The organism is Rhodovulum visakhapatnamense (genome assembly GCF_004365965.1).
GTDB classification, from domain to species: domain Bacteria; phylum Pseudomonadota; class Alphaproteobacteria; order Rhodobacterales; family Rhodobacteraceae; genus Rhodovulum; species Rhodovulum visakhapatnamense.
The window spans coordinates 59260-79193 of record NZ_SOEB01000001.1; the positions used below are offsets into that span (position 1 = coordinate 59260).

Annotated in this window: 20 protein-coding genes; 8 read left to right on the forward strand and 12 right to left on the reverse strand. The window is 67.6% G+C overall.

Annotated features, from left to right (window positions below; genetic code table 11):
* The 5 genes from EV657_RS00270 to EV657_RS00290 form a co-directional block, all read right to left on the reverse strand.
* Complete coding sequence (locus EV657_RS00270) at positions 1-711, reverse strand: hypothetical protein (RefSeq protein WP_243837450.1); 711 nt, start codon at positions 709-711, stop codon at positions 1-3.
* Positions 712-878: 167 nt separating this feature from the next.
* Entirely contained in the window at positions 879-2147 is a 1269-nt protein-coding gene (locus tag EV657_RS00275) for a peptidoglycan-binding domain-containing protein (protein ID WP_134076791.1), read from the reverse strand.
* A gap of 225 nt (positions 2148-2372) precedes the next feature.
* Entirely contained in the window at positions 2373-3836 is a 1464-nt protein-coding gene (locus tag EV657_RS00280) for a peptidoglycan-binding domain-containing protein (protein WP_166673610.1), read from the reverse strand.
* A 75-nt stretch (positions 3837-3911) separates the two neighbouring features.
* Complete coding sequence (locus EV657_RS00285; RefSeq protein WP_166673611.1) at positions 3912-4436, reverse strand: hypothetical protein; 525 nt, start codon at positions 4434-4436, stop codon at positions 3912-3914.
* 240 nt (positions 4437-4676) lie between these two features.
* Positions 4677-6512 carry a methyl-accepting chemotaxis protein gene (locus tag EV657_RS00290; RefSeq protein ID WP_243627617.1) on the reverse strand — a complete coding sequence of 612 codons (1836 nt, stop codon included), beginning with the start codon at positions 6510-6512 and terminating at the stop codon, positions 4677-4679.
* Positions 6513-6829: 317 nt separating this feature from the next.
* Between EV657_RS00290 and EV657_RS00295 the strand changes: the two genes are divergently transcribed.
* Entirely contained in the window at positions 6830-7441 is a 612-nt protein-coding gene (locus EV657_RS00295) for a CDP-alcohol phosphatidyltransferase family protein (RefSeq protein WP_075786572.1), read from the forward strand.
* 18 nt (positions 7442-7459) lie between these two features.
* Here the strand turns inward: EV657_RS00295 and hisH are convergent, their stop codons facing one another.
* On the reverse strand, positions 7460-8098 hold the full coding sequence (gene hisH, locus EV657_RS00300; RefSeq protein ID WP_134076795.1) for an imidazole glycerol phosphate synthase subunit HisH: 639 nt from the start codon (positions 8096-8098) through the stop codon (positions 7460-7462).
* 4 nt (positions 8099-8102) lie between these two features.
* Positions 8103-8690, reverse strand: a complete 588-nt coding sequence (hisB, locus tag EV657_RS00305; protein ID WP_113668302.1) for an imidazoleglycerol-phosphate dehydratase HisB — start codon at positions 8688-8690, stop codon at positions 8103-8105.
* A gap of 147 nt (positions 8691-8837) precedes the next feature.
* Between hisB and EV657_RS00310 the strand changes: the two genes are divergently transcribed.
* On the forward strand, positions 8838-9077 hold the full coding sequence (locus EV657_RS00310) for an Lrp/AsnC family transcriptional regulator (RefSeq protein WP_075786569.1): 240 nt from the start codon (positions 8838-8840) through the stop codon (positions 9075-9077).
* A 26-nt stretch (positions 9078-9103) separates the two neighbouring features.
* Here the strand turns inward: EV657_RS00310 and EV657_RS00315 are convergent, their stop codons facing one another.
* The gene (locus EV657_RS00315) at positions 9104-9502 is read right to left on the reverse strand and encodes an acyl-CoA thioesterase (protein WP_075786568.1); all 399 of its coding nucleotides are present in this window, start codon (positions 9500-9502) and stop codon (positions 9104-9106) included.
* Positions 9503-9764: 262 nt separating this feature from the next.
* Between EV657_RS00315 and EV657_RS00320 the strand changes: the two genes are divergently transcribed.
* From EV657_RS00320 to tig, 4 genes are all read left to right on the forward strand, one after another.
* The gene (locus tag EV657_RS00320; RefSeq protein WP_134076796.1) at positions 9765-11501 is read left to right on the forward strand and encodes an AfsR/SARP family transcriptional regulator; all 1737 of its coding nucleotides are present in this window, start codon (positions 9765-9767) and stop codon (positions 11499-11501) included.
* Between the two features lie 10 nt (positions 11502-11511).
* Positions 11512-12414, forward strand: a complete 903-nt coding sequence (locus EV657_RS00325) for a phosphatase PAP2 family protein (RefSeq protein ID WP_243837451.1) — start codon at positions 11512-11514, stop codon at positions 12412-12414.
* A 1-nt stretch (position 12415) separates the two neighbouring features.
* On the forward strand, positions 12416-13816 hold the full coding sequence (locus tag EV657_RS00330) for a S8/S53 family peptidase (protein ID WP_113668305.1): 1401 nt from the start codon (positions 12416-12418) through the stop codon (positions 13814-13816).
* A gap of 304 nt (positions 13817-14120) precedes the next feature.
* Positions 14121-15452 (forward strand): trigger factor, encoded by a 1332-nt coding sequence (gene tig / locus EV657_RS00335; RefSeq protein ID WP_075787636.1) that lies wholly within the window; start codon positions 14121-14123, stop codon positions 15450-15452.
* Between the two features lie 91 nt (positions 15453-15543).
* On the opposite strand, the gene EV657_RS00340 is transcribed toward tig, so the two are convergent.
* From EV657_RS00340 to rpsF, 4 genes are all read right to left on the reverse strand, one after another.
* Positions 15544-16632 (reverse strand): heme-binding protein, encoded by a 1089-nt coding sequence (locus EV657_RS00340; protein ID WP_134076798.1) that lies wholly within the window; start codon positions 16630-16632, stop codon positions 15544-15546.
* Positions 16633-16812: 180 nt separating this feature from the next.
* Positions 16813-17400: a 50S ribosomal protein L9 gene (rplI, locus tag EV657_RS00345; RefSeq protein WP_075786563.1), complete on the reverse strand. Its 588-nt coding sequence runs from the start codon at positions 17398-17400 to the stop codon at positions 16813-16815.
* Positions 17401-17411: 11 nt separating this feature from the next.
* Entirely contained in the window at positions 17412-17639 is a 228-nt protein-coding gene (gene rpsR, locus EV657_RS00350; protein WP_005982441.1) for a 30S ribosomal protein S18, read from the reverse strand.
* A gap of 29 nt (positions 17640-17668) precedes the next feature.
* Positions 17669-18022 carry a 30S ribosomal protein S6 gene (gene rpsF, locus EV657_RS00355; RefSeq protein ID WP_075786562.1) on the reverse strand — a complete coding sequence of 118 codons (354 nt, stop codon included), beginning with the start codon at positions 18020-18022 and terminating at the stop codon, positions 17669-17671.
* A 329-nt stretch (positions 18023-18351) separates the two neighbouring features.
* Here rpsF and EV657_RS00360 point away from each other — a divergent pair, with 329 nt between their 5' ends.
* Both EV657_RS00360 and EV657_RS00365 read left to right on the forward strand, forming a co-directional pair.
* On the forward strand, positions 18352-18936 hold the full coding sequence (locus EV657_RS00360) for a YceI family protein (RefSeq protein WP_134076799.1): 585 nt from the start codon (positions 18352-18354) through the stop codon (positions 18934-18936).
* Between the two features lie 81 nt (positions 18937-19017).
* On the forward strand, positions 19018-19905 hold the full coding sequence (locus tag EV657_RS00365; protein ID WP_134076800.1) for a glycosyltransferase family 92 protein: 888 nt from the start codon (positions 19018-19020) through the stop codon (positions 19903-19905).
* Positions 19906-19934 lie beyond the last annotated feature (29 nt).

Sequence of the window (19934 nt, forward strand, 5' to 3'; positions counted from 1 at the left end):
TCACTGGTCCTCGGTTCTGCGGCGCAGGCGGACCTCGCCGCGGCCGCCGGTCTCGGGCTGGAAGTTCACGCAACTGGCGCTGCCGTCGCCCGCCAGCTCGCAGGTGATGATGCGCTGATGGATGTAGCCGCCGTCGGAACAGCGCAGATTGCCCGGCTCGCGAACCTCGAGACGCTGGTCGCCGGCCGCCGCGCCGCTTGGGTCGAGGAACTGGCCCGAGACCGCGCCCCGGCAGGTGGTGCCATTGGTGGCGGTCATCGTCTCGCGGCCGTTGCCCTGGCGGTCGAAGCACATCTCCCACTGGGTGTAATGGGTGATCCGGCCGGTCTGGATGTCGCGGGTGCGGAAATCGGAATCGAGTTCCCAGCAGCCGTCCAGCACGCGGATGTCGCCCCGGTTCCAGCTGCCCGGGTCGATCCCGGCGCTGTCCGGCGCGGGGGCCGGTTCGGGCTCGGGCAGAGGGGCGGGCGGGGGCGCGGGCGGCACCGCTTCGCATTGCAGCGCGGCCAGTTCGTTCTCGGTCCGGCGGATATCGCGCGTGAGCGCCAGATTGAGGTCGCGCAGCGCGTCGAGCCGCGCGGCCGCCGCGATGTCGGCATCCGACGGGCAGCTTTGCGGAAGCCATCTGTCCAGCACCGCAAGTTCGATCCGGCAGGCGGCAAGGGCCGCATATCCGGCTGCGCCGACAATGGCCAGAAGTCCCAGCGCCATTCCCAAAATCGCCGCACGCAGCATCTCAATCCGCCGTCATCAAACGCATTCGCAAAGCGAAATTATGCCTTGAGTTAATGGCATTTGAAACAGCGGGTCAACCGCCGCGCGGGTCCCGGACCCGACGGCCCGGGACTGCACGGACCCGGATCGCGTCCGGACGCCGGTCAGTTCTGCCGGAGGTTGAAATTCGGCATGCCGGTCCCGGTCGACGAGGTCGCATTGCCGCCACCGGCAAGGCCCCCGGTCCGCAGCGCGGCGCGCATCACCGCCACGCGCTCGCCGCTCTGGCTGGGCCGGACGGCAGGATCGGCGCCCCGGTCGAGCGCGTCGAAGGCGATGTCGTACCAGCCCTGCGCCTGATCGGGATTGCGCGCGGTGCCGTAGCCGCCGCGCAGGTGGTGGCCGACCAGCTCGGCATAGGGCCGGGCGCCGGTGCCCACCAGCATCAGCGCCGAGGCCAGCGCGACCTGGGCATCGTCGGTGCGGTAGGCGTAGCCAAGACAGACCTTAGCCACGTCCGAGATCTGGCGCATGTCGGCGCCGATGTCGCGGATGCGCCGGTCGGCGGCCTCGGTCAGTTCGACCGCCGAGCGGCTGCCGAGCATCCCGATCTGATCGGCCATCCGGTCCACGACCCAACTGCAATTCTCGGACAGCGCCTGATCGGTCATGCCGCTGCCGTCCAGCAGGTTTTCGGACCGGCTGAGGGCATAGCTGCTGGCGCTGCAGAATTGTTCGTCCATCGCCTGCCGGGCGCGGTCGGGGCCGGTGATCCCGGCCGGGGTCAGGACCGGACCGCTGGCATTGGTGACCATCTGGCTGCTGGCGCAGGCATTGGCCATCGAGGCGCTGGTCGTCGGCATGTCGGGCAGGCGGGGCTGTGTCGTTTGGCCGGTGGAAGCCGCCTGCACCGGGCAGCGTCCGGTCTCGCGGCAATAATCGCCGCCGCGCGTCTCGGTATGATAGGCGCGCAAGAGCTCCTGACCATAGATCCCGGGATAGGCCGCGCCGTGGCCGGCCTGCGCCCAGTTATAGGCGCCGACGAGGGTCTGGCGCTGATAGGGGTCGAGCTGGCCGGTGACGGGATAGCCCATGTAGGTCTGATAGCGCGAGATCGCCTGGCGGGTATTCCGGCCCATCACGCCGTCTGCGCTACCTGCGCCGTAATCGAAATAGTTCAGCGCCTGCTGGTCGGTGCGGACCGTCGGGTCGGCCTGGACAGGGGGCTTGGGTGTGGGGCCGGGGGTCGGTCGCGGAGTGGGCTGCTGGCTCTGGCCGCCCATCCCGCAGCGCTGGGGATTGGCCATGCAGAACAAGATGCCTGCGGCTGCCCCCAGCTTGACGACATCGCCGGCATCGGCCCGCAGGGGGGCGGGGGCCGGCAGGCAAAGGGCTGTGGCGGTTGCGGCGATCAGGAAAGCCCTGGCTGTCATTTCGGTATCCTCCAAGTCACATCCGGCGGCCGGACGGTCTTTTCCCGGATCATAGCGTACGGTCCGCCGGGGTCGACCGCGGATCGGCGCCGGAGATGTCGGTTGGTTTCGGTCTCGGCAAGCCCCCGCTGATGGAAAACCAAGGGGGCTGCCCTTGAGGTCCGATAGCGAGGCCTGGGCGGCGGGCGGGGCTCCGGAGGGTGCCCCGCCCGCGCGCGCCCCGGCTCAGTTGCCGATGTTGAAGCTCGGCAGCGCGGCCGGGGCCGACGCTGCGGCCCCCGCGGCCGAGGCACCGGTCAGCACCGGGGCGGGCGCTCCGCCATCGAGGGCGGCCCGCATGATCGCCACGCGCTGGGCGCTCTGGCTCGGCAGGAAGACCGGCGTGGCGCCGCTATCGAGCGCGGCGAAGGCCGTGTCATACCAGCCGCGCGCCCTGGCCGGATCGGACCCGACCCCGAACCCGTCGCGCAGATGGTGGCCCAGAAGCTCGGCATAGGGCCGGGCACCGGCGCCGACCAGAAGCATCGAGGCGGCCAGCACCAGATCGGAATCGTCGGTGCGGTAGCCATAGCCCAGGCAAACCTCGCCGGTCTGGATCAGGCCCTGCGGATCGGCGCCCGCGGATTGCCGGATCTTCTGTTCGGCCGCGGCGGCCAGATCGGAGGCCTGTCGGCCGCTCAGCGCGTCGGTCTCGGGCTGCATGAAGTCGACGACCTGCTGGCAGTTCTGGGCCAGCTGATCGTCGCTGACCCCGGCGCCGCTCAGCATGCTTTCGGTGGTGCTGACGGCATAGGTGCTGGCACTGCAGAACTGTTCGTCCAGCGCCTGGGTCGGGTTGGTCACCCCGGCCGGGCCGGTCACCGCCCCGCCATTGGCCGAGGACACCATCTGCACGGTCTGGCAGTGATCGGCGACCGAACGATACGCGGTGCTGTCGGGCAGCTCGAAGCCGGGCAGCGCGCCGCCCGTCGTCAGCACCTGGTTCGCGACCTGCTGGGGCGCCTGGCCTTGCGGCTGCAGGAAGGGTTGCGGCGCGCCCTGCTGCGGATAGGACGGCACCGGCACCTGCGACGGCATCGCGCCATAGCCGGTTTCGGAGGGGTAGCCGTTGCCCGACGGATAGCCGGTGCCGCCCGGATAGCCGGTGCCGCCCGGATAGCCGTTGGCTCCGGCATAGCCCTGTCCGGCGCCATAGGCGTTCTGGCCGCCATAGCCGCCGCCCGCACAGCGCCCGGTCTCCTGGCAGTAATTGCCGCCGCGGGCATAGCTCGAATAGGCGCGCAGAAGCTCCTGGCCCTGGATGCCGGGATAGCTCGCGTTTCCGCCCGATTGCGCCCAGTTATAGGCGCCGACGAGATTCTGGCGCTGATAGGGATCGAGCTGGCCGGTCACCGGATAGCCCATATAGCCCTGATAGCGCGAGATCGCGTCGCGGGTCCGGCGGCCGGTGACGCCATCGGCGCCCCCGGCATCGTAGCCGAAATAGTTCAGCGCCTGCTGGTCGGTGCGGACCGTGGGGTCGCCCGCCGGGCGGGCCGCGGTGCGGTTGCTGCGGCCCTGATTGCGGCCGTTCAGACAGCCGGTGACGGCACAGAGGATCGCCCCGCCCACAATCACCTTGCCCAGATCGTCGGCCCGGACCCGCTCGGCCGGCATCGTCAGGGCGAGGCTGGCCATCGCCGTGGTCACAAAAAACGTCCTGACACGCATTCCCTATCCCCCAATAATTGGAAGTCAAATCTTAATCCGTTTGATTATAGCGAATTACGCCGCACGAATCTTCCAACAAAAAGCCCCTGCGCTCAAGGCGTTCCGGGCTTTGACGCAGCGCAGGGCGCGCCGGTCCGGGGTGGCCGCAGAATCGGCCGCCCCGGTGCTTTTCCGGTGTTTTTCCGTCGCGTTCCCGATGCTTTCCGGTTGCTCTCGCGCTGTTTTCCCGGGCCGTTTCGCGGCCCGGTGCGGGCGCTTTAAGGCCCCGCGGAGCATGACCGGAACCGCGGCAAGCGCCAGCCCGATCCCCAGCGCGTCGCGAAGCAGGAGGCCCTCTTGGAACACCGGTACGCCCAGAAGCGCCAGCGCGATCAGCGTGGCCGATGCGTAAAGCACCGCGACCAGCGCCAGGGCGTGGCCGCGCATCAGATAGAACCAGGCGAAGGCGGGGCTTCCGTAGCAGATCGCCCCCAGCGCGCGCCCCCGGGATGCGAGCCCCGTGGGCGAGGCGGATGCGATCTCGATGAGACCGCCACCGGCAATCGTCAATGCGGTTGCCAGGGCAAGCCAGACTTGCATTTCCAGTGAAAACCCTCCCGTACCGGCGCCGGACCTGCGTGACACAGTCGGCGTTCCGGCGGCAGCAACGTGCAACGACCTTCCTCGCACACGCGGCACCATCCTCCGCCGGATTTCGACCGGACGTCAACGCGGCGCAGAGGACGGAGGTCGCGGCCGGAGGCTGGCGCCTCCGGTTTCGCCGCGCGGCCCGGCCCGGAGATCCCGAGACATCGCCGCGCGGAGAAGGCAGGACGCGATCTAGAAATCCTGCCAGTCGCCGCCATTTGCGATGCGGCGCGGGGTCGGGCTCATGGTCAGATCCGCCGCCGGTGCGGGCGCGAAGGCCAGAGGCGTCGTTTCGCGCGGGCGCTGCCCGCCGCCGGCCCGGGTCTTCAGACGGAACCGGGCGACGAGGCTTTGCAGATTGCCCGCCTCCTGCTTCATCGTCACCGCGGCGGCGTTGGCCTCCTCGACCATGGCGGCGTTCTGCTGGGTAACCTTGTCAAGTTCGTTGATGCCGACATTGATCTCGCCCAAGCCCACCGACTGTTCCTGCGCACCGGTCGCGATGTCGCCGATCAGCACCGCGATGTTGCCGACACGCTCGACGATGTCGGTCAGCGCCTCGCCGGTCCGGTTCACCAGCGCGACACCGGATTCGACCTGATCGGAACTGGACGAAATCAGCGTCTTGATCTCTTTCGCGGCCTCGGAGGACCGCTGCGCCAGCGCCCGTACCTCTGACGCGACGACAGCGAACCCGCGTCCGGCCTCGCCCGCCCGCGCCGCCTCGACGCCCGCGTTCAGCGCCAGAAGGTTGGTCTGGAAGGCGATGTCGTCGATCACCCCGATGATCTGGCTGATCCCGTCGGAGGATTTCTTGATCTCGGACATCGCGCCGATGGCTTCCTTGACCACCAGACCCGATTGTTCGGCATTGCCCCGCGCCTCGCGCACCACATTCTCGACCTGGGCCGCGCCATCGGCCGCGGCGCGCACGCTGGCGGTCATCTCGTCCATGGCGGCGGCGGTCTCTTCCAGCGTGGCGGCCTGGTTCTCGGTCCGGCGCGACAGGTCGTCGGAGGCGCCGCTGATTTCCTCGGCCCGGGTGGTGATCTCGGTCGAGTTCTCGACGATTTCGCCCATCAGCGCGTTAAGCGTGTCGACGGTGGCGTTGAAGTCCTGACGCAGCTGTTCGTAGGCAGGGGCGAAGGTCGTGTCGATCGTCCGGGTCAGGTCGCCCTCGGACAGCGCCCGCAGCCCGACGCCCAGATCGGTCACCACGCGTTCCTGTTCGCGGCGGTCTTCCTCGCGGGCGGCGGCAAGCCGTTCGGACTCGGCCAGCTTGTCGCGGAACGCGGCCAGATCGCTCCCCAGAACGCCGATTTCGTCCTGGCGCTTTGCGGCGGGGATGTCGGCGTCATAGCGCGCATTGGCGACATCGCTCATGGATTTCACCAGCGCTGCAAGCGGCCCGGTGACGCTGCGGATCAGCACGGTCGACACCGCCACCATCAGCAATATGCCGATCACAAGCGTGATAATGGCGGGCGTCCGGATCGCGGCCAGTTCTTCCTCGATATCCGAGACATAGGCCCCCGTGCCGACCATCCAGCCCCAGGGCGTGAAGTCCTCGATGAAGCCGATCTTCATCTCGGCCTCGGCGCCGCCCGGCTTCTTGAACCAGTAGCGCACCGAGCCCTTGCCGTCGGTTTGCGCGACCTTGCGCATCTCCTGGAAGATCTTCATCCCGTGGACATCGGAATAATCGGCCTGGCTCGTGCCCACCCAGTCCGGCATGGTCGGGTGCACCGTCACCACCAGATCGTGGTCGATGGCGAAGATATAGCCCGACTCGCCGAAATGCAGCGAGGTCAGAAGCGCCTGGCCGCGTGCCTTGGCCTCTTCAAGCTCGATCTCTCCGGCCGCCACCTGCCGGTCGAGGCTTTCCAGAAGGCTGACCGCCTGTCCGGTCAGATCATGCAGTCCGGCCTCGCGGATCTTGTAGGCCAAATCCGTGGCACGCGACATCAGCAAGGCAAAAAGTAAAGAAGACAGCACCAGCGACAAGACCACGATGGCGTAGATCCGCACGGGGATCCTTCTGAAGACAGCGGACATGGGACACCCTTTCCCGAACTCGAATGCAATCAGATCTAGAGTAACAGCCCTAAAGCGATCCTTTCGCGCAGCGGGCACGCGCCTGGAGCAGGACCCGCTAAGCCCTTGGGACGCCGGGTGCTCGTGACAAATGGAAAGATCATTTCGGTAACTCTTGCGCGCCCGGTCCCGGCCTTCGCGGCCAAAGGCCTGTCCGATTCGGCCTTCAGGGGCCGGGTCGGGGCTTGCGGTCGGATGCCCCGCGGCGGCAGTCTGGGGCGGCAGTCTGGGGCGGCACAGGGGGGACAGGCATGCTTGACGGGATGATGCGCCGTCTGATCGATCCGCCGCTCGACCGGCTGGGCCAGCGGCTGGCGGCGCGAGGGATCACGGCCGACGGGGTGACGCTGGCGGGGCTCGGCCTCGGACTCGCGGCGGCGGGGCTGATCGCGCTGGGGGCGCCGGGGCTTGCGCTTTGGCCGATGCTGGCCGGGCGGCTGGCGGACGGACTTGACGGGGCGGTGGCGCGGGCCAGCCGCAAGACCGATTTCGGCGGCTATCTCGATATCGTTGCCGATTTCCTGGTCTATGGCGCGGTGCCGCTGGGCTTCGTGCTGCTCGATCCGGCGGCGAACGGGGCGGCGGGCGCGTTCCTTCTGACCAGCTTCTATGTGAACGGCGCCACCTTCCTCGGCTTCGCGATCCTGGCCGAACGCCGCAAGATGGAGACCCGCGCGCGCGGCGTGAAATCGCTGTATTTCACCGGAGGGTTGCTGGAAGGGACCGAAACCATCGCCTTTTTCGCCGCGATCTGCCTGTTCCCGTCCTGGTTCGCGCCGCTGGCCTGGGGCTTCGGCGCGCTGTGTTTCGTGACCGCGCTGTCGCGGGTGCTGCTGGCGCGGCGGGTCTTTCCGGGGGGCTGAGGCTCGGGGCGCCCGGGCTCAGGGCGCCCAGCCGAGGAAATTGGCAATCAGCCGCAGCCCGGTCGCCTGGCTCTTTTCCGGGTGGAACTGGGTGCCCACCATGGTGCCCCGCCCGACGATGGCGGTGACCGGGCCGCCATAGTCGCAATGCGCCAGCCTGTGCGCCGGATCGGCGACGCGGAACTGGTAGGAATGGACGAAATAGGCGTGATCGCCGGTGGCGATGCCGTCGAGAACCGGGTGGCCCGCGTCCAGCACCAGATCGTTCCAGCCCATATGCGGCACCTTCAGATGGGCCTCGGCGGGCTCGATCCGCACCACCTCGCCGCCGATCCAGTCGAAACCCGGGGTGTCCTCGTATTCATGGCCGCGGCTCGCCATCATCTGCATGCCGATGCAGATCCCGAGAAACGGCCGCCCGCCCGCGACAACGGCCTCCTCGATGGCCTCGAAGACGCCGCGATGATCGAACAGCGCCCGGTGGCAGGCCGGATAGGCCCCGTCGCCCGGCAGCACCACGCGGTCGGCGCGGCGGATCGTATCGGGGTCAGAGGTGACCGCGACCGTGCCCGCCCCGGTTTCGCGGGCGACGCGTTCGAAGGCCTTCTGGGCGGAATGCAGGTTGCCCGAATCGTAATCGACGATGGCGGTCAGCATCGGTTTAAAGCGCCCCCTTGGTGGACGGAATGGCATCGGCCTTGCGCGGATCGGTCTCGACCGCGTCGCGCAGCGCGCGCGCCACCGCCTTGAAGGCCGCTTCGGCGATATGGTGGCTGTTGAGCCCGTGCAGGGCATCGACATGCAGCGTGATCCCGCCATGGGTCGACAGCGCCTGGAAGAACTCGCGCACCAGCTCGGTGTCGAAGCCGCCGATCTTCTGGGTCGGGAAATCGACAGTCCAGACCAGATAGGGCCGCCCCGACAGATCGAGCGCCGCGCGCACCAGCGCGTCGTCCATTGGCAGAAGGCAGGACCCGTAGCGGCGGATGCCGCGCTTGTCGCCCAGGGCGTCGGCCAGCGCCTGACCCAGCGCGATGCCCACATCCTCGACGCTGTGATGGTCGTCGATATGGGTGTCGCCCTGACAGCGCACGGTCATGTCGATCAGCGAATGGCGGGCCAGCTGGTCCAGCATGTGGTCGAAAAAGCCGACGCCGGTCGCGATGTCGTAGCGTCCGGTCCCGTCGAGGTCGATCTCGACGGAAATGTCGGTCTCGGCCGTCTTGCGCGTGATCTTCGCCGTCCGCATGGGTGCCTCCGCCAGTGGGTCCGGGCCGCTTATAGGCGCGGGCGGGCGCCGGGCCAAGAGGGGGGCCGTGCGGCGCGGGCGATTGCGGCTTGAAGGTCCCCGGGGCTCTGGTAGGTTTGCGCGGCATCAGCCGAGAAGGAGCCGCCCATGACCACTTGCGTCTTCGTGCAACTGCGTTGCCGCCCGGGCAAGACCTATGAGGTGGCCGAAGAGATCGTCCTGCGCGAGATCCATTCCGAGCTTTACTCGACCAGCGGCGATTACGATCTGCTGATGAAGCTTTACATCCCGAAATCCGAGGATGTGGGCAAGTTCGTCAATGACCGGCTGCTGGACATTCCGGGCATCGACCGGTCGCTGACCACGCTGACCTTCAAGGCGTTCTGAGCCGTCCGGCCGTTCCGGGGCCTTGCTCAGCCCGCCTGAACCGGGTCGGGCAGGGGGCGCGACCGGCCGGTCTCGTCGATCGCGACGAAGGTGAAGAGGCCCTTGGTGACCTGTTCGCTCCATTCCTGACAGCGCGGACGGTGCCAGGCGCGGACCTCGATGGTCATCGAGCTGCGGCCGCGTTTGACCAGCTTGGCATAAAGCGTCACCTCGTCGCCGACCTTCACCGGCTTCAGAAACTGCATGCCCTCGACCGCGATGGTCGCGGCGCGCCCGCGCGCGACCCGGGCCGCCACGCTGCCCGCGGCAAGGTCCATCTGCGACATCAGCCAGCCGCCGAAGATATCGCCCGCCGGGTTGGTGTCGGCGGGCATGGCGATGGTGCGGATCACGGGCTCGCCGCGTTCGGGGGAAAGCTCGGGCATGACTGGCGGTCTCCTTCGTCCTCGGACCGCCTATAGCGGGTTGACGACAGGCTGAGAAGCGCGCGGCGGGTACGCTTTGCCGCAGGCGGGCCGTCCCGGGCGGCCACGCGCGCAGGTCGAAAGTTACCGGAAAATTAACGATGGCCTGACGGAACCGGGTTAGCGTTAAATCAAGACCAGTTCGAATGGATCATTCGAATCGGAGCGCGGGTCCCGGAGCCGGGGTCCGCCGGGCCTGTCGCTGACGTCTGGGGGGACGGACATGACCGGGAGCGAGACGGGACGCGGATCTGCGCGGTTGCACCTTCTGGGCGCGCCGTGCCTGACCGATGCCGAGGGGCGCGACATCACGCCGAAAAGCCGCAAGGCGCAGGCGCTTCTGGCGCTGCTGGCGCTGTCGCCGCGCGGCACGCGCACGCGGATCTGGCTGCGCGACAAGCTCTGGAGCGAAAGCGACGAAGGCCGCGCCTCGGGCAGCCTGCGCCAGTCGGTCTATGAACTGAAGCGCGCGCTGAAGGCGGTGGACGACACGCTCCTGACCACCGACCGTAACGCGCTCTGCCTCGATCTCGACCGGCTCTGGGTCGATCTTCGGGCGATCCGCGAGGGGGGCGGGCGGCTGCCCGCGGGGGTGGACCCGGGCGCCGACCTTCTGGAGGGGCTCGACATTCCCGACGAGGAATTCGAGGACTGGCTGACGCTGGAGAGGTCGGCCTGGGCGCGGCTGCGCGACGAGATCGGGTCGGGCGGCCCCGCGGCCCGGAAGGCCGAACCTCCCACCGGACCCGCGGGCCCGACGGCCGCACCCGCCGCGCGGCGGATGCCGCGGGGGATCGAGATCGGGCTCTTGCCCGGCATCGTTCATGGCGGGCTCAGAAGCGGTGCCTTCATCGGCGATTACATCATCGAATCCGTGGCGCGCGCGCTGCGCGACTATCACCCAGTGCAGATCGTCGATCTGCGCGAGGCGGGGGCGGGCGGCGCCTGCGAACCGCGCCAGGGCGAACCCGATTTCCTGATCCGGACCCGCACGCTGGTGGTGGGCGACACCGCCTCGGTCAGTTTCCTCGTCTACGAGAACGGCACCAATTCGCTGGTACTCAGCCAGTCGATGCAGACCCGGCAAAAGGATTTCTACGAGGACGAATTCGCGCTGACCAACCAGTTCGTGGCGCAGAATGTCGACCATCTGGCCAAGATCATCGGCAGCACCCGCGACGGCCCGACGGGCATTCGCAACGACTACAGCGCGCTGATCGGCTATGGCGTGCTGGCGGGCATGTTCGACCTCGACCCCGCGCGAATGCAGGCGACGACCGAGGTTCTGGACCGGCTGAACGAGCGCACCGAGAACAGCCTGTTCCCGAGCCTCAGCGCCTATGCCAGTTCCTTCGCGCTCGGCGAGAATATCGGCGGCTGGGACGCCGAGCGGCGCGAGCGGACCGAGGCGCTGGCGATGAACATCCTGCAGGACAATCCGTTCAACTCGATCGCGCTGGCCTGCATCGGCCATGTGATGGGCTTTGTGCTGGACCGCCACGACATCGCCGCCGAGATTTTCGGGCGCGCGGTCGAGCTGAACCCGATGCAGGCCTTCGTCTGGGACCATCTTGCGCTGCACGAGCTTTACTGCGGCGATCTCGGCCGCGCCCGCGCGGCCTCGGAACGGGCGGTCAATCTGGGCAAGTACAGCCCGATCAGCTATACCTACGAGACCACCGCCTGCATGGTCGCGACGCTTGCGGGCGATCACGCCCGCGCCGTCCAGCTTGGCCGTTGCGCGCTGGTCAAGCAGCCGCGGTTCAACGCGGCGATGCGCTACACGCTGGCGGCGCTGGGCCATCTGGACGACGGCGGCGCGGCCGAGACGCTGCGCGCCGATCTGCTGGCGCTCGATCCCGGTTTCGCCGACCGCGAAACGCGCGAAATGCGGTTCCGGCTGCCGCGGCGCGAGGCCTGCGACCATGTTCTGGAGGGCCTTGCCCGTGCCGGACTTTAAGGGGGGAAAGGTGAGTAATTCCTTTGAGATATTGAAGAGGGCCGAATTCGTCGTCTCGACGACGGGTCTGGTTCTCAAGGGCGCGGGCGGCAGCCTGAGCGATGCCGGATTTCCCGGCTTCGACGCCGGAGAGGCGGCGGCGGGCGGGTCCTTGTCGACGCTTCTGGCGATGAACCGGTCCAGCCTGAACCGGAACCGCAATCGCAACCGGAACAGGAACCGCAACCGGAACGCCAGCGAGAACCGCGAAAGCGGGGCCGATACCGACGGCGCGCAGCTGACGCTGGAACCCTGGCGCGAACGCGCGGCGCTGTACGGGATGGAGCCGAAATGGATCGACCTGCCGGTGGCGCTGCCGCCCGCGCTCGACCAGCTGCGCGCCGAGGCCGTCGAGCTTCTGAAGAAGCAGGTGCGGCTCAGGCGGGGCGAAGAGGCGCTGCGCCGAGAGGAAATCCTGCGCGAGAGCCGGCTGGAGCTGTCGGCCTATCTGCGCCCCTATGGCATCGAGGGCCGCTCGGGCTATTCGGCCACCATCGGGCTGGTGCTGCTGGTGCTGCTTCTGTGCGACGAGATCGGGCTGCGCTACAAGGAGCGCTTCGACGTCCCGCGCCCCAACGCGGTCGAGCCGCGGCTCAGGCCGTTCCTGCCGATCCCGGCGCATGCCTCCTATCCCTCGAACCATTCCTTCCAGTCCTTCACGGTCGCCTTCGTGCTGTCGCGGATCGTGCCCGAGCACCCGGCCAGTTCCGAGGTCTTCGTCGCTGCGCGCCGGGTGGCCGAGAACCGCGAATGGGCGGGGCTGCACTATCCCAGCGATACCCGCGCGGGGCACGACCTTGCCCGGATGATCCTGCCGGTCCTGGAAGTCGTCTGCCGGGACCAGATGCTTGCCGCCCAGAAGGAGTGGATCTGAGATGTTCGGAGACGAGACCCGCCGGCCGCAGGGCCGCGAGATCTATGACGACTACGCCGCGCTCTGGCACCTGGAAAGCATTGGCGTGCTTGGCCTTCTGCGCGACGGTCCGAAGCCCCGCAAGGGCCGCAAAAGCCGCGTCGCCGTGATCGATACCTCGGTCGCGGTCGATCATCCCTGCCTGGTGCCCGCGATCGACCGGACCCTCGCGATCGATTTCTTCTCGAACCGCCTCGGCGCCTTTCCCTGCCATCCGGGCGATCACCGCCTGACGCTCGATCTGCCCAACCTGGCGACCACGGTGGCCGACGATCTGCCCGAGACGCGGGCGCTGCTGGGCGAGCTGGTCGACCGGCTGTCGCCCGGGGCCATCGCCCATGTGAATGGCGTGGCGCCCGCGACCTCGCCCGATTTCTCGAACCACGGCACCGCCATCGCGGGGCTCGTCGGCGCGCGTCCGGCGCTGGTCGAGATCGCGGCCGAGTATCGCGGCGCAGGCGCGCAGGCGCTGACGGTGCCGCTGCCCTATGCGGGCGTCGATCCGTTCTGCGAGCTGGTGCCGATCTCGACCAATTTCGACACCGATCCCGAGATGCTGATCCTGGCCTTCCTCTATGCCGAGATCATCGGCGCCGATGTGGTGCTGCTGCCCCGTTCGATCCCCGATCCCGGGCGGATCGTGCCGGAACTGGCCAGTGTCGATCTGGACGGCGAGGATCTGGGTGCGCTTGCGACCCAGGTCGAGATCCCGCCGCGCGAGAGGGCGCTTTGGGACGAACTGGCCCGGCTGATCGTGGCGGTCTCGATGCGCCGCCCCGTCATCTGCGCGGCGGGCAATTCGCAGGAAAGCGGCGGCATCTACCCGGCCAATCTGGCCAGCGAACATAACGGCGTCATCGCGGTCGGCGCGGCCAATGCCAAGGGCATGGTCGCGGGCTATTCGCAGGTCGCGGGCGCGACGCTGCTGGCGCCCAGCAACGATGCGGAAACCTTCGACCGGGTCTCGATCCGGCTCGACGAACAGCAGGCGCGCTTTGCCGACCGGCTGTGCCCGCCCCATAACGACAACCGCAAGTTCTCGCATTTCGAGATCGTCTCGACCGACGTGCCGGGCCGCCACGGCTATTCCTACAGCCCCTATGCCAGCGACGAGCCGCCCGAGGGGCTGCGCGAGTTCGGGTCGTATTTCTGCCGCTTCGGCGGCAGTTCGGCGGCCTCGGCCATCGTCGCGGGCTTCGTGTCGCTCGGCCGCTCGCTGGGCGAGATCGACGCCTGCGCCGATGGCCCGGCGGCCCGCAACTGGCTGTTGTCGCGCTGTGTGTCGATCGACACCGACGAGGGCAGCTTTCTTTACCCCTCCTGGACCGGCAAGGTCAGCTTCCCCGATCTTTACGGGCTCTGATCCGGCCCCTGCCGGACAGGGTGCCGCGGCCCGGGCGCGAAGGCCCGCCCGGGCCGCGTGTCGGGCCGCCTTTCGGACCGTCGAGCCCCTTGCCCCACGGGGCGGGCTCGCGTAGAAGGCGCCGGAAGCGTTTCCCGGTGTAACCGACCGGCGTACCCCTGTACCCGGACCCGTGCCCCGGAAACGAAGAAACCAGATGGTTGTTTCCGAACGACCGGCGTCGAATGTTGGGGCTGGCGCCGCCTGGCCTTGGGGGATCTCCCCGCCGGTCCCGCCCGGAATGGATGAGAAGGACGATACGCAGATGCAGGTCACCGAGACCCTGAAAGACGGCCTGAAGCGCGGCTACACGATTACCGTGACCGCCGCCGAACTGGAGGCGAAGGTCAACGAGAAGCTCGCCGAGGCCCAGCCCCAGATCGAAATGAAGGGCTTCCGCAAGGGCAAGGTGCCGATGCCGCTTCTGAAGAAGCAGTTCGGCGAGCGCCTGATGGGCGAGGCGATGCAGGAAACCATCGACGGCGCCATGAGCAGCCATTTCGACGAGTCCGGCGACCGCCCGGCGATGCAGCCCCAGGTCAAGATGACCGACGAGGACTGGAAGCCCGGCGACGACGTTACCGTCGAGATGACCTACGAGGCGCTGCCCGAGATCCCGGAAACCGACCTCAAGGCGATCAAGCTTGAAAAGCTGATCGTGGAACCGGCCGAGGCCGAGATCACCGAGGCGCTGGAGAAACTGGCCGGCACCGCCCAGACCTATGCCGACCGCCGCAAGGGCTCGAAGGCCAAGGAGGGCGATCAGGTCATCATCGACTTCGTCGGCAAGCTGGGCGACGAGCCCTTCGAGGGCGGCTCGGCCGAGGATTATCCGCTGGTTCTGGGTTCGGACAGCTTCATCCCCGGCTTCGAGGATCAACTGGTCGGCGCCAAGGCCGAGGATGAGGTGACCGTCACCGTCACCTTCCCGGAAAACTACGGGGCCGAGAACCTCAAGGGCAAGGAAGCCACCTTCGACGTCACCGTGAAGGCGGTGAAGGCGCCCAAGCCCGCCGAGATCGACGACGATCTGGCCAAGCAGTTCGGCGCCGAGGATCTGGAGGCGCTGAAGGGCCAGGTGGCCGAGCGTCTTAAGGCCGAATTCGGCGGTGCCGCCCGCGCGGTGATGAAACGCGCCCTGCTGGACGCGCTGGACGAGGCGGTGCAGTTCGAGGTGCCCCCGAGCCTGCTCGAGGCCGAGGCCGGGCAGATCGCCCACCAGCTGTATCACGAAGAGCATCCCGACGATCACGGCCATGACCATGGCGCGATCGAGCCGACCGAAGAGCATCTGAAACTGGCCGAACGCCGCGTGCGTCTGGGCCTGCTGCTGGCCGAGATCGGCCGCAAGGCCGAGGTGTCGGTGTCGGACAACGAGATGACCCAGGCGGTTCTGGCCCAGGCGCGCCAGTTCCCCGGTCAGGAACGTCAGTTCTTCGAATATGTCCGTCAGAACCAGGCGCTGCAGCAGCAGATCCGGGCGCCGCTCTTCGAGGACAAGGTCGTCGACTATGTCTTCGAACTGGCCGACGTGACCGAAAAGCCGGTCAGCAAGGACGACCTGCAGAAAGCTGTCGAGAAGCTCGAAGAAGAATAAGACCCGCGGCTCCGGGAACGCCGGAGGCCAGCGAGAGGACAGGCCGCCCCCTCGGGGCGGCCTTTTTATTGCGCGCCCGGCTGTGGGGCGATCAGGCGACGCTGCTGTCGAACTTGCCGTCGCGGACCATGGCGTACATGGGCTTCGGGTCGTCCTCGACCTTTTCCATGGTGTTGATCGAAATGTGCGGCCAGCGGATCAGCCCGGGCGAGCCGTCGCCGCGCGGGAAGAAGTCGAGGAACACGAACTGCGCATATTGCAGCAGCATGCGCGGCTTGTCGGGGCTGGTGCCCTTGACCTTGTGGATCCAGAAGATCGAGCGCATCGAGGTGGCATTGGCCTCGTCCACGACGAAGGGAATGTTCAGGATGCCGCCGCTTTCGATGGTGGTGTCGAAATCGAGCACCGTGGTTTCCAGCACGGTCTCGCCCGCCAGCGCCTCGCGCAGCAGCCGTGTGGTGTCGACCGGCTCGAAGCCCGGGAAGTCGGGAAGGCCCGCCAGCGTGCCCTTGAACGGGGCATGGTAGAAATGGCGGTAGGGCGCGACATAGTCGTTGCGGTTCGTGGCGTCGGCCGGCTTCAGAACCTCGTCCAGAATGGTATGGCCGAGGCGGGTCCCGACCGGCAGGCCGCTCATCGGCGGGATGCCGAGGCTTTTGTGCACGGTGCCCAGCGCCAGCACGGAATCGCCATGGGGGATGGTCCCCAGCCGCGCCACGTCGAAGGTGCCCAGCGCTTCGTCGGACCTGGCCTTGTTGGTCATGTGCAGGAAGAGGCCCGGCTCGTGGTGGATCGGTGTGTCGTTCCTGGCCTTCAGCCCGCTTTCGGGAAAATCGGCGGCGGCGATCTGGGTGGTCACCTGCTGATAGTCCAGCGCGACGACGAACTGGTCGCCGCTGATCCCGGTCGCGGCGGTCTCGACGCCGCGGTTCGGCACCCCGGTATCCGCGATCTCGAAGGTCAGGTCCTCGTTATACTGGTTCATCAGCAGGCGGTAGCCGAACGGCCCCTCGAAGAAGGGCAGGGCGATGATGTTCCAGCCGCGGCCGGGCAGGGCGTCGTTGCTCCAGCGGCCGGGAAGGTCCTTCAGCGGACCGAGCTTGGTCTTGTCGGCCTCGACGGCCGGGGTGATGACGCGGCCGGTCTCTCGGATGTCTTCAATGGAACTTTCAGGTAACATTTTTTCCTCCGGGAAATGAAATTACCAAAAACGAAGCCATTCTATCCGAATCTGCGTCAAAGCAGCATCATCGGGCCCGACGCGGTCTGTCTTGCGGTCCGCGGTCAGGCCCGGAAACGAAAAGCGCCGCCCCCGAAGGGACGGCGCGTTTCAAAGGCGTGAATGCGGTGTCGCGGTCGATCAGGCCTGCTCGTCGTCCTCGTCGTCGGAGGCGGCCGACCCGATATCGTCGAACAGCTCCTGGATCTCGAACTCGGCCGCGGCTTCTTCCTCGGCGGCCAGTTCCTGGATCGACTTGCCCGAAGCCTGCAGTTCGGCCTCTTCGGCCGAGCGGGCGACGTTGACCGCCACGGTCACGTCGACCTCGGGGTGCAACAGCACATGGACCGTATGCAGGCCCAGTTCCTTGATCGGACCGGCCAGCACGACCTGCTTGCGGTCGACCGAGAAGCCGGCCTCGGTCGCGGCGTCCGCGATGTCGCGGGGCGTGACCGAGCCGTAAAGCGCGCCGCCATCCGAGGCAGAGCGAATCACGACGAATTGCTGACCGTCGAGCTTCGTGGCGAGCGCTTCGGCTTCTTTCTTGGTTTCGAGGTTGCGCGCCTCGAGCTGGGCCTTGTCGGCCTCGAAGCGGGCGATGTTGGTCGCGTTGGCGCGCAGCGCCTTGCCCTGCGGCAGCAGGAAGTTGCGGGCGTAGCCGTCCTTGACGTTGACGACTTCGCCCATCTGGCCAAGCTTGGCCACGCGTTCCAGAAGGATCACTTGCATGGGGTCGCTCCTTACTTCACGGCGTAGGGCAGCAGGGCGAGGAAGCGGGCGCGCTTGATGGCGCGGGCCAGTTCACGCTGCTTCTTCGCCGAGACGGCGGTGATGCGCGAGGGCACGATCTTGCCGCGCTCGGAGATGTAGCGCTGCAGCAGACGGGTGTCCTTGTAGTCGATCTTCGGCGCGTTGTCGCCGGAGAAGGGGCAGACCTTGCGACGGCGGAAAAACGGTTTTGCGGCCATGGTTCAGGCTCCTTTGCTCAGGCGGACGGTCAACGGCGCTCGCGGCGGTCGCCGCGTTCTTCGCGCTTCTGCATCTGCACCGAGGGGCCTTCCTCATGGGCATCGACCTTGACGGTCAGAACGCGCATGACATCCTCGTGCAGCCGCATCAGGCGCTCCATCTCCTGCACCGCCGGCGCCGGGGCGTCGGTGCGCAGATAGGCGTAATGGCCCTTGCGGTTCTTGTTGATCTTGTAGGCCATCGTCTTCACGCCCCAGTACTCGCTTTCGACGACCTTGCCGCCGTTATCCGCGAGGACGGTGGAGAAGTGTTCGACAAGGCCTTCGGCCTGCGCGTTGGACAGGTCCTGGCGCGCGATGAAGACATGCTCGTAAAGCGGCATGCATACTCCAGTTCTGTTGCAGGTGCGCTTCAAAAGGCGGGGTCTTGCGACACCTTCCGTCCCGCCCACGAGAGGCTGCACCGGATACCGTTCGGTCGGAAGGACCCGCGCCTTATACAGGGATTGCCACCCGATGCAAGCCGGGCGCGGGCCTGGGTGTGTCGGGCGCCGGGGCAAGGCTTTCGCGCCCATGACCTCTGTTCAGAGCCGAACAGAGTCTGTGGGCCCCTGTGCAGTTGCGCAGAGTGGCGGGCAAGACGACCTCTGCCACAGCGGACCGCCCCCGGGCGGTGCGACCCAAGGATCCGACCCACGAACAGGAGCTGTCCATGAACCCGATCCACGCCGCGGCCGCCGCCGCCCTCGTCGCCCTGACCGCGCTGCCGGCTGCGGCAGACGCGGTCGACTACGATCTCGATCCCGGCCACAGCCAGGTGCTGTTCTCCTATGAACATCTCGGCTTCTCGACCACCTGGAACCTGTTTTCGGGCTGGCAGGGCAAGATCGCCTTCGATGCCGAGGACCCGGCGGCCTCCAGCGTTTCGGTCTCGATCCCGACCGACGCGCTTTTCACCGGCTGGGACGCGCGGTTCGAGCATTTCATGTCCGACGCCTTCTTCGACGCGGCCAACAACGATCTGGTGACCTTCACCTCGACCGATATCGAGGTCACCGGCGACGATACCGCGAAGATCACCGGCGATCTGACCCTGAACGGGATCACCAGGCCGGTGGTGCTGGACGCGACGCTGACCCGGCACGCCACCCATCCGATGGAAAACCGCGACTGGCTGGGCTTTTACGCGACGACCACGCTGAAGCGGTCCGACTTCGACATGGGCGAATACGTGCCCGCGGTCAGCGACGAGGTCGAGGTCCGGATCTCGATCGAGGCGGGCAAGGCCGCGAACTGATCCGGCAGGCGGGGCGCGGCGGCTGGCATCCCGGCCGCCGTCCCGCTAGTCTCGCGCCGGTCCAGTCTGTCCGGAGCGAGCATGCGCAGGTTCTTCAACCGGCCGATCACCAAGCTGTCCTTCGCCCCGCCCGCGCCCCGCCCGGGCCGTGCGGGGCTTGCCATCGTCCTGATCGTGAAGAACGAGGCACGCCATATCGGCGAATGGGCACGCTTCCACCGCGCCGCCGGGGCCGCCCATGTCTACGCCTATGACAACGGCTCGACCGACGGCACCGGCGCCGAACTGGCCGTGGCGCTTGGCGACCGGCTGACCCTTTTGCCCTGGGATCAGAAGCTTTTCGACGGACGGTCTGGGCGCGAGATCCACAATCAGGTGCTGGCCTATGCCCATGCCCTGCGGAATTTCGGCGGGGCCCATCGCTGGATGGCCTGCATCGATGCCGACGAGTTTCTGGTGCCGAAACGGGCCGACAGCCTCGATGCCGCGCTTGCGCATCTGGACGACATCCCGTCCGTCACGCTGCCCTGGCACAATTTCGGCCGCAATGGCCATGACGCCCCGCCCGAGGGCGGGATTGTCGCGAACTATACCCGCCGCGCGGCCGACCCTCTCAGCGGGGCGCGCGGGGTGACCAATTTCAAGACGCTGGTCGATGCGACGCGCGTGACCGCGCTCAAGGTCCACAGCGTCTGGGTCGACGGGAAGGCCGCTACCTGGAACGACCGGGGCGAACAGACCGATCACAAGGGCCGCGCCGATCCGGCCTTCTATTCGGCCGATCACCTGCAACTCAACCACTACTATACCCGCTCGGAACAGGAACTGGCCGCCAAGATCGCGCGCGGTTCGAACCAGTCGGTCGAAGCCCGCCGCCATGCCGCCCGGGTCCGGCGCAATGTCGCGAATATCGAGGCGCAGGAGGTCGAGGATCTGTGCGCGCCCGACTTCCTTCTGCGCCGCGGCTGATCGGCGCGAGGCGCCCTCGCGGTCCGCGC